The organism is Sphingobium sp. BS19 (assembly GCF_027925545.1).
Lineage (GTDB): Bacteria > Pseudomonadota > Alphaproteobacteria > Sphingomonadales > Sphingomonadaceae > Sphingobium.
Genome location: NZ_BSEF01000048.1, coordinates 1 through 9672 on the forward strand (window position 1 = coordinate 1; position 9672 = coordinate 9672).

General features: G+C 59.6%; 9 protein-coding genes. 5 read left to right on the top strand and 4 right to left on the bottom strand.

Annotated elements, in window-relative coordinates; all coding sequences use genetic code 11:
• The first annotated feature begins 270 nt into the window (after positions 1 to 270).
• Genes QMG56_RS22595 through QMG56_RS22610 form a run of 4 tightly spaced genes read left to right on the top strand, consistent with a single transcriptional unit; the run spans position 271 to position 4723 of the window.
• Positions 271 to 1518 carry a cytochrome P450 gene (locus QMG56_RS22595; RefSeq protein ID WP_281825094.1) on the top strand — a complete coding sequence of 416 codons (1248 nt, stop codon included), beginning with the start codon at positions 271 to 273 and terminating at the stop codon, positions 1516 to 1518.
• Positions 1519 to 1576: 58 nt separating this feature from the next.
• On the top strand, positions 1577 to 2392 hold the full coding sequence (locus tag QMG56_RS22600) for an SDR family NAD(P)-dependent oxidoreductase (RefSeq protein ID WP_281825095.1): 816 nt from the start codon (positions 1577 to 1579) through the stop codon (positions 2390 to 2392).
• Between the two features lie 20 nt (positions 2393 to 2412).
• On the top strand, positions 2413 to 2703 hold the full coding sequence (locus QMG56_RS22605; RefSeq protein WP_281825096.1) for a DUF1330 domain-containing protein: 291 nt from the start codon (positions 2413 to 2415) through the stop codon (positions 2701 to 2703).
• 52 nt (positions 2704 to 2755) lie between these two features.
• A complete protein-coding gene (locus QMG56_RS22610) occupies positions 2756 to 4723 on the top strand; it encodes an FAD-dependent oxidoreductase (RefSeq protein WP_281825098.1) in 1968 nt (655 codons plus the stop codon).
• Positions 4724 to 4797: 74 nt separating this feature from the next.
• Here QMG56_RS22610 and QMG56_RS22615 read toward each other — a convergent pair whose 3' ends face one another.
• The 4 genes from QMG56_RS22615 to QMG56_RS22630 form a co-directional block, all read right to left on the bottom strand.
• Positions 4798 to 5556 (bottom strand): SDR family NAD(P)-dependent oxidoreductase, encoded by a 759-nt coding sequence (locus QMG56_RS22615; protein WP_281825101.1) that lies wholly within the window; start codon positions 5554 to 5556, stop codon positions 4798 to 4800.
• Position 5557: 1 nt separating this feature from the next.
• Positions 5558 to 5908, bottom strand: a complete 351-nt coding sequence (locus QMG56_RS22620) for a DUF4286 family protein (RefSeq protein WP_281825102.1) — start codon at positions 5906 to 5908, stop codon at positions 5558 to 5560.
• 106 nt (positions 5909 to 6014) lie between these two features.
• Positions 6015 to 6326 (bottom strand): 2Fe-2S iron-sulfur cluster-binding protein, encoded by a 312-nt coding sequence (locus QMG56_RS22625; protein ID WP_281825103.1) that lies wholly within the window; start codon positions 6324 to 6326, stop codon positions 6015 to 6017.
• 79 nt (positions 6327 to 6405) lie between these two features.
• Positions 6406 to 8007, bottom strand: coding sequence for a cytochrome P450 (locus QMG56_RS22630; RefSeq protein ID WP_281825104.1), 1602 nt, complete (start codon positions 8005 to 8007; stop codon positions 6406 to 6408).
• A gap of 180 nt (positions 8008 to 8187) precedes the next feature.
• Here QMG56_RS22630 and QMG56_RS22635 point away from each other — a divergent pair, with 180 nt between their 5' ends.
• Positions 8188 to 9486 carry an IS701 family transposase gene (locus QMG56_RS22635; protein WP_281825106.1) on the top strand — a complete coding sequence of 433 codons (1299 nt, stop codon included), beginning with the start codon at positions 8188 to 8190 and terminating at the stop codon, positions 9484 to 9486.
• Positions 9487 to 9672 lie beyond the last annotated feature (186 nt).

Here is a 9672-nt window from a genome sequence, read left to right on the forward strand (position 1 = left end):
GGTGTGGCTTGTGGCATTTTTTGCCTCGTTGCAGGATTGGCTTCGACACCCATTTTCCTACTATAAAGCAACTGCTTAGGCCACTCCCGCCAACCCTTCTAACTAAGCACGGTGAATAAGACGGGCTAAACACAATCCGCGCACTTGGCGGATGCTGACAAACCCGCCCAATCTGGCACCTAATCGTGACGTCTGGCTGCGGCCAAGCGACATGAGTTCATATCGATCTCAAACAGTTAGGCGCGTCATGGCGTGCCAAAAGGATAGCTCATGTCTGAAGTGATGCTAGCTGCGAAACCAGCAATTCCGCCGCTCGACCAAGGCAAGTTCATCGCAATCGACCTGTTCGGCCAGGCGCTGAAAGCCAATCCCGCGCCCTATTTCACTGAGTGGGCAAAGCAGCCGCCTTTTTACGTCGATGTCCAGGGTCATACCCATGTCGTGATCTGTCGCCATGCGCAGGTGCAATGGGCGCTCAGGACGCATGATATTATCAGCGCTGTGCCGCACAAGGGCTGGGGCACCGACCTGTTCGATTATTTCAACGGGCTACCGCTCGTCGTCGATTATGATCCGCCGGAACACGCGAGGATACGCCGGCTGATGCAGCCGGGCTTTGCGCCGAGCCGGGTCGGCAGACTGCAGCAGTTGATCGAGGGAATGATCGACAAGCTTGCGCAGGCCATGGCGGCGAAAAAGCAGTTCGACATGGTGGCCGAGTTCGCCGGACCACTGATGTATCAGATACTGCTCGGCGGCGTGTTCGAGTTCGAACCCGACATCTGGCCGATTTTCATCAACCTGTCGAACGCGCTTGAACTGGTGCCGACCGTCCCGCCGGGCGCTCCAAAACCGCCGGCGTATATAGAAGCGTTCGATGCCGCCTATGATTTCTGTGGTCGGTTGATCGAAGAGCGTCGCCTTGCCCCCAAGGACGATCTGGTGGGCACGGTGATCGCCGCGCATGACGAAAAAGGCACGATTTCGGTAGAGGAACTGTTTTCAACGCTAGTCCAACTCTTCACAGCCGGCCTTGGGACGGTGACCGCAACATCGAGCAATGCCGTTTTGCGCCTGTTGCGCCATCCCGACCAACTTGCCCTGCTGCGCGCCGACCCTTCGCTGCTCAACAAGGCGATCGAAGAGTGCATGCGGATCGACTGCCTCGGCAATTTCCGCCATCGCTTCGTCATCAAGGAGCATGTCATCGACGGAACGCCCATTTACCCAGGCATGGTCGCGCACATGTCGCTTGGAGCTGCAAACTATGATCCGGACAAATATCCAGATCCGGCCCGGTTCGACATAACCCGCGATCCGCGCGACATTCTGACCTTCGGGTTCGGACCGCATCTGTGTCCTGGCAACAGCCTGGCGCGCATGGTGGTTCGCGCAATCGTCGGGCGTCTCATACTCGGTTTCCCCAACTTGCGCCTTACCGAACCGGAGGAAGTGATCATCTATGGCGGGCTACCAACCGAGCGTTTTCCCACGCACGTAAATCTGAGCGTCGACTGAACCCGCGCGCACTAGATAGAACTGCCTAAAAGCGGTGACAAACTGGAAGAGGACTGAAATGCTTTTTGGAGACTTGAAAGGCCGCGTTGCGATCGTGACCGGTTCGGCCGCAAATATTGGCGAGGCGTGCGCGCGCGCGTTTGCCGCAGCGGGGGCGACCGTGGTCCTGGCTGACCTCAATGTGGAAGGCGCGCAAGCCGTCGCCGACGACATCGTCAAGTCGGGCGGAACGGCCATGGCGCATAAGCTCGACCTTGCCGAAGAAGCCAGTATCGAGGCGGTCGTGGCCGCCACGATCGCGCATTATGGTCGCATCGACATTCTGCACAATAATGCGGCTGATACACGCCCCGACTTCATGGCCCAGGACAAATCCTTCCTGGACATGAAAGCCGAGGTCTGGGACCGGACCTTTGCTGTCAACACGCGCGGACCGATGTTGATGATCAAACATGTCGCGCCCCACATGATCGCGGGCGGCGGCGGATCCATTATCAACACAGGGTCTGGTACTGCGCTCCTAGGTGATTTGTTCCATCCGGCCTATGCGTCGTCAAAGGCCGCGCTGCACACAATGACCCGGAATGTCGCAACCCATTTCGGCCATCAAAATATCCGCTGCAATGCCATCCTGCCGGGCCTTGTCCTGAGCAAGGGCGCCCGAGAGATGATGTCCGACGGTGAAATCGATTTCATCCAGCGCCATGTGCTGCTGCCGCGGCAGAGCGTGCCCGGAGACATTGCAGGGCCGGTGCTGTTCCTTGCATCCGATGCGGCCAGCTTTGTCACCGGCCAGGTGTTCAGCGCCGACGGCGGCATCGTCCACCATGTGCCGTTCTACGCCGACGTGATGGCGCAGATGAGCGCCAACTGAAACAGGATGGGAGAGCAGCTATGGCATCCTACATATTGAGCGTCATGCAGAAGCATGATCTCGACAAATATGCAGAATATTCGGCTCAGGGCTTCGTGTCGCTCGACGGCATGGCGTTCGAGGTTACCGTCGGCGAAGGGATCGAGCCACTGGAGGGCACGCCGCCAGGCAGCAGCGTTGTGATCATGAAGTTTCCCGACAATGACACGGCCATGCGCTGGTATCGCTCCGATGCGTACCAAAAGGCGATCCCCATGCGGCATGCGGCCGCCGATACCGCCTTCGTGGTTCATTTCACCGACGACAAATGATCAGAAACACGGGCTGCAACAGCAACAGGCTGGCGGCCGGGAGAGGAATGCGATGAGCAAATATACCCACATGTTCAGCCCCCTGAAGATTGGCGCGATGGAGATCAAGAACCGTGTCTTCATGTCGCCGCACGGCATGGTCGGCCTCGGCATCGGCACCGATCGGCAGGTCGGCTATTTCGAGGCGCGGGCCAAAGGCGGCGCGGGCCTGATGGTGATCGCGAGTTGCCAGGTCGTGCCTGCGCCGCTGGTGCCGCCCGGCTGGTTCATCGAAGCCTATAATCCAGAGCACATTCCTGCGATCCGCCGCATCGTCGATGCCGCGCACAAGCATGGTGCCAAGATCGCCGTGCAAGGCGTATGGATGATGGCCGACGTCGATCAGGCGCAGGCATCGGGCATAGCCCCGCATACCGTCCTGTCGGACACACAGCCACGTTCGATGACCACGATCGAGGTCGAGGCGCTGATCGAGGCCCATGCCGTGGCCGCCGCCCATGCACAGGAAGCCGGCGCGGATGGTTTTGAATTTCCCATCAGCGGAGGCGCGGGCCTGCAGTCCTTCACGTCCGAATTCTACAACCAGCGGACCGACAAATATGGCGGTAGTCTGGAAAACCGGATGCGGGCCATTACTGAGATTCTCGGGGCCATCCGTCAGCGTGTCCGGCCAGACTTCGCGATCGGCATTGCCGTGAATGCCGATGAGTCCACGCTCGGCTCCAGGGGCATCGACGACGGCATCGCACAGTGCAAGGTCCTCGAAGCCACCGGCATGGTCGACTGGCTGCGCATCACCGCGCGCGGCCAGAAACCGCAAATGACGCAATATCACTATCCTTCCTCCTATATGGTGAAGGAAGGGACGCATCTCGACGCGGCCGCGGCGGTGAAGAAGGCGGTCAAGCTGCCCGTCATCAGCGGCGGACGCATTTTGACACCGGCCTTTGCGGATCAGGCGATTGCCGATAGTCGATGCGATATGGTGTTCGTCGCCCGTTCCGTGATTGCCAACCCGGACTGGCCGAACAAATGCCGCGATGACCGGACGGCCGAGATCCGCGCGTGTATCGGCGATCTGGAGGGATGCTTCCTGCGCTCCTGCTACGGTCAGCCCGTCGGCTGTACCGTCAACCCCGACATCGGCTTCGAGCATGAAGGCGATGTGCCGCCCGCCGCCGTTGCAAAGCATGTCGTGATCGCTGGCGCCGGGCCTGCCGGCATGCAGGCGGCGATGGTCGCAGCTAAGCGGGGCCATAAGGTCACGCTCCTTGAGAAATCGGATCAGCTTGGTGGCCATGTGACGCTTCAGGCCATGCTGCCCGGCCTTTCCGACCGAGCGGACATCATCCGCTGGCTCAAGCTCCAGCTCGACAAGCTTGGCGTCGCTATCCAGTTGAACACCGCGGCGACAGCGGACAATATTGCGGCGCTCAAGCCCGACACGATCCTGATTGCGACGGGTGCGCGATATTCCAAGACAGGTTCCAGCAAGAATCAACTTCCAGGCGTGCCCGGCGCTCATCTCGATCATGTCTTCACGCCCGAAGAAGTGCTCCTTGAACATGCCAAGCTGGGCAAACGCATCGTCGTCTACGACAATACGGCGTATGAGGTCGGTCCGGGCATCGCCGAATATCTTGCCAACCAGGGCAAGGACGTCACCTTCGTGACGATGGATTCGGCGATGGCCATGTCGGTGACGGAGTTGGGTCTCAACAAGCTTATTGCGCGCCGCGTCATTCCCAAGGTTCGATTTCTCCCCTCGACCGAGATCGCCGAGATCGATCCTGCAAATGTCCGCCTGCGCGACTATTTCACCGGCGCGGAGACGATCCTCGAAGGCATCGACAACACCATCCTCATCACGTCCAAGCCGCCGCAGGAAAGCCTCTTCCATGCACTGGTGGGAAGCGGGACGGATGTCCGCATCATCGGGGACGCGCGCGAGGCGCGCTGGAGCGTGTTTGCCACCGACGAGGCGATCAAGGATGGTCGACGCGCGGGCATGGCGGTTTGATGGATTCTATGGATAGGAAGCCAACCGCCATTCTGGACATGGACGCTCTGCTGCGCGCGACTTTACAGGTGGCCTCAGCCCGCCGTGATTCCGTTGTCAGCACAATAGCAGGCTCCATGCACAGACCGTGCCCGGTCGGAAGCTAGGAACATCAACGGTTCGACAATGTCTTCGGGCTGGGAAGGTGGTCGTATACCGATATAGCGTGCGATCAGACTCTGATCAGCATCCGCGGGAAATTGCAGCGTCTGGACCATCTCGGTCAGCATGCCGCCGGGCGCCAACGCGTTGATACGCACCGGTGCGTGCATAAATTCCATTGCGAGGGATTTGGTCAGGCTGAGCAGCGCTGCCTTCGTGGCTGCATAGGGCGCGGTATAGGCCTGCCCCAGGAACGCGGCCGTCGAAACGACGTTGACGATATTGCCCTTGGTTTCGATGAGATGGGGCATCGCCGCCTGAATCATGAAGAAGGGCGCAGTGACGTTGGCCGAGAACAGCCGGGCCCAGACATCGGCCGTGACGTCGGCGAGGGCATGGAACCGCAAGATGCCGGCCACATTGCACAGAACGTCCATACGCCCGAAAGTCTCGATCGCGGTCGCCACGGCCTTTGCGCAATTTGCCGCATCACCCAGATCACCCGCATAGACAACGCTTTCGCCGCCCGCTTCGGCAATGCGCCGCGTTGTCTCAATCAGGCCGTCATTGTTGAGGTCGACCAGACACAATCTCGCGCCCTCCGCCGCAAAGCGGACGCTTGCCGCACGGCCGAGGCCGGAGGCCGCTCCGGTCACTACAACGACCAGTCCCGCAAATTCGCCCTTGCTCATTTCATGCGCCCTTCGCTGCGGCGGCGACACTTGGCGTGATCGCCTTGTACATGTGTATGGCCATGTCCTCCATGGAGAATGCCTCGCTCATTTCCATCTTTCCGGACTGAACGAGCGCGGTCAACTGCTCGACCGCAGCGCCGGGATCGTCGGTTTCCATTGTGTAGATGGCCATATAGCGCTGACGCGGTGCGCCCTCCGCCGCGTCATCCATCAAACGGAAACGCTGCGCGGCGACGAAGCCAGGGACGGCGGTAACATCGGCCAGATGTCGGTTGCTGTACCAGTCGTTATATTCGTCTTCGCGGCCGGCGACGGGATTGCTGAGTACGACATAGGCAAATTGTGACATTGGCTTCTCTCCTGGCGATATATTGACGCGGGGATGCTCTGGCTTGGTGGGAGGCGGTCCGATGCCATCCCGGCAGGCTGGTCAGCACCGGAGTCGCGTTCCCGGGCTAATATTCGGCAGGTGCGACGCGGACTACGAGGCCGTCCATCGCCGCATCGACGACGATCTGACAGGACAGACGATAGCCTGAAGGATCGTCTTCCAGCATTGATCCCTCAATAGCGCTTGCTGGCGCAATCTTGCCCTGATTGGCTTCATCAAGGATGATCTTGCAGGTGCCGCAGGAAGCTACGCCACCGCATTCCGCCCGTATTTCGTCGATCCCCGATTCAATCGCCCCGCGCATCAGGGACATACCAACCGGGACGCCCACTCGTACTTCGTCGCCGGCCGTCGTGATAAAGACAATCTCTGGCATGCAGCCCCCTATTGTGACGGTTTTCGCCGCGGTTTGGATTAGTGATCGACGTGCAGCTAAAATGGCCGGCGCATGAACTTCAAAGAAGTTTTGTCAGCGCCATGACCGACATGATGTCGCCCCTGACCTTGATCTTGCCTTTCACCATGGCAAGCTGCGGGTTCATTTCCTTGTTAAGGATCGCGATAAAGTCCTTGAGACGGGCACGGACAGTTACATCAATATCGCATTCCGTCAGGTCAACGAGTTTAGGCGGTGTCACCGTTCCGTCGAGCAATATCTGGTGGTCATCGAGATGCATGGCGATCACCTTGTTGAACGGCTCCATCGTGCCCAATTTGGCTGAAAGAAAAGTCCTCACATCGTCGATGGACGAGCCGACACGTTTCTCGCCAGACTGTGACACTTCGGCGAGCTGCGGCTTGGCGGCAGAAACCGCGCGACGCGAATTCCGCTCGCCCCAGACGAGCGGCAGGTTTTTGGGCTGCAGGATCGGCCCCAACTCGGTGATCAGCTCTTCCCCCTCGGCGATACGAAACTCTGGGATTGCCGCGAACAGTTCTTCGATCGCCATGACCGATTCACGCCGCGCCAGCGGCGCGCCAATACAGCGATGGACCCCGTAGGCGAACGTAATATGGCGAGGCGTCCGGTCGAAATCGACGTTAAAGGGGCGATCCCAAGCGGCCGGATCGGTGTTGGCTAATGTCGTGGGCATGGCGATCTTGTCCCCCGGCATGATGGTGACACCGTGAAGGCTCGTTTGTTTGATACAGGTGCGGAATGTCGTCACCGCGGCATAGCGGCGGTACATTTCCTCAACCGCAGCGGGGATCAGGGAAGGATCGGCGCGCAGGCGGCGCTGGTCTTCCGGATGCTCGGCGAGATGGCGGATCTGCCAGGCGATGTTGGTCGAAACGGTGTCGAGTCCGCCAATGAAGAGGTTGAAACACAGCCCGATCAGTTCGTCATCATTGAGTTTGCGGCCTTCGACCGTTGCAGTCACGGCGAAGCTGACCAGATCGTCGCCGGGATTTTTCCGGCGATCCTCTATCACTTCCCGCAGATAATCGACGGACAGTCGCGTGCCCCTGGCTACGTCTTCAATGTCCAGACTGTGGAGCAGCATGAACTCCCATTCGAGGAATTGCTCCATCCGCTCGCGCGGCAGCCCCATCAGATCGAGGAACACGATAATGGGAAACCGCAGCGCAAATGCGCCCATAAACTCGCATTCGTCGCCGTCCTTGAATTTCGCGATCGAGTCCCGCGCCGCCTCTCGCACCCTGTCTTCCAGCGCGCGCATCCGGGCAGGCGTAAAAAGCGGGTTGAGCAGAGTCCGGTACATCGAATGCGCCGGCGGATCGATCTCGACCGGTAAAAGACTCCAATTTTCGCCGATCAGCATCGGGAAAGGAGAGAAGGCTTCACTCGAAAAATGCTCGGTGTCCATGTACAGGGCCTGCAGCGTCTTGAAGCGCCGCGGGATCCATGCGGGCTGGAAGCCCGGATAGAAATTGGTTGAATAGATCAGGTCCGGGCCATCGTGGAGAGCAGGAACCATGGAATTGAAAGGATTTTGCGATGTCTTCCCGCCCATGATGAACGGGTAGTCCTCACACACCAGTTCGCGGGGAACATGCGCGGGCACATCACTGGCAATGACCTGGGTATCACTCATGCAAATCCTCAATTCCGCCGACGCGATGGGCAGATGGCTGATAGGCACCGGTGACAGGGGAGAAAATCCCCTTTCGTTGTAGTGTTGACCTAGCACTACTTTGGCAGAGATGTGATTTTTGGGATTCCCAAGAAGTGATTTCCCTGATTCATGAAGAGCCAGCTTTTATGGAGGCTGGCGATGGCAGAGGATTGGCGGATCGATCTGGAGGTTTGGCTGGCACCATTTTTGGCGGCATTGCGGCACAAGACCCGGGCGCAGGTGTGTCCGGCCTATATTGCAGGTCTGATCGGCCCCGGTGACCGCAAGAGTGTGCAGCCGATGGCGGCTCGTGGTGGTGAGTTTGGTTATGACCAAATGCACCATTTCATCGCCGACGGGGTGTGGGATAGTACGCCACTCGAGGCCGTCCTCTTAAAGGAGGCGGACCGCCTGGTAGGAGACCAAGCAGGATATCTGGTCATCGACGACACGGCGTTGCCGAAGAAGGGGCAACACTCGGTTGGTGTCGCGCCACAATATGCCTCGTCACTCGGCAAAACGTCGAACTGCCAGTCGCTGGTGTCGGTGACGCTGGCTTCGCGCGAGGTCCCGGTGATGGTGGGTCTGCGGCTCTTCCTGCCCGCGAGCTGGACGGATGATGCCGAGCGCATGACGCGAGCGCGAGTCCCGCTGGATCGACAGCAGGCTCTGACGAAGCCCGAGATCGCGATCGAGGAGATCGATCGCGTTATTGCCTCCGGAGCGCGGTTCGGCTGCGTGCTTGCCGACGCGGGATATGGATCAAGCGGCCCTTTCCGCCAGGCATTGAGTGAGCGCGGCCTGCTGTGGGCGGTCGGGCTTTCGCGCCGCCAGAACGTCTACCCGGCCGATGTTGGGCTGGTCTTCCCCATCGCCAAGTCCGGCAGGCGCCGCCAGTACCACATGCCCGACCGGCCCCCGGTGTCCGCTGAAGCGATGCTGTCCGGCCAGAGATGGCGGAAGATCAGCTGGCGGCGCGGCACCAAAGGCCGGCTGACCTGCCTCTTTGCGGCTCGCCGGGTCCGCATCGCGGAAGGTCATAAGCACCGTATGCTCGACAACCGCATGCAATGCATGCCGGGTGATGAGGTCTGGCTTGTCGGTGAGCGGAGATCGACCGGCGAACAGAAATATTACGTGTCGAACTTGCCGGCCGATGCCACGCTCAAAATGCTCGCGGCCGCGATCAAGGCGAGGTGGATGTGCGAACAAGCGCATCAGCAGCTCAAGGAAGAACTCGGTCTCGACCACTTCGAGGGTAGATCCTGGATCGGATTACACCGACATGCCTTGATGACGATGATAGCCTACCTCTTCCTCCAGTCCCGCCGCCTAAAGGCAGCGGGACGGAAAAAAAAGAGTCGGGGGACCGCCGCCTCAACCGAGCATGCCAGCCATCAGACAGGCCATTCTCAATCTCTTTGCGCGACCTCCGACCCGACGATGCCCACACTGTGACAAGCCTCTTACCAACCCCGTCGATCATAATCTGCCAAAGTAGTGCTAGGGTCAGGATCTGTAATTGCAGAGCTAGGCGGTGTTGATCCCTTGAGGGTTTCATGGATCTGTCCGCACTGGCCGGACCGGAGCCTGGTCGTGCTGTATCGGGTCTCACAGAGGCGAACGTTGCATTGACTCGACGCG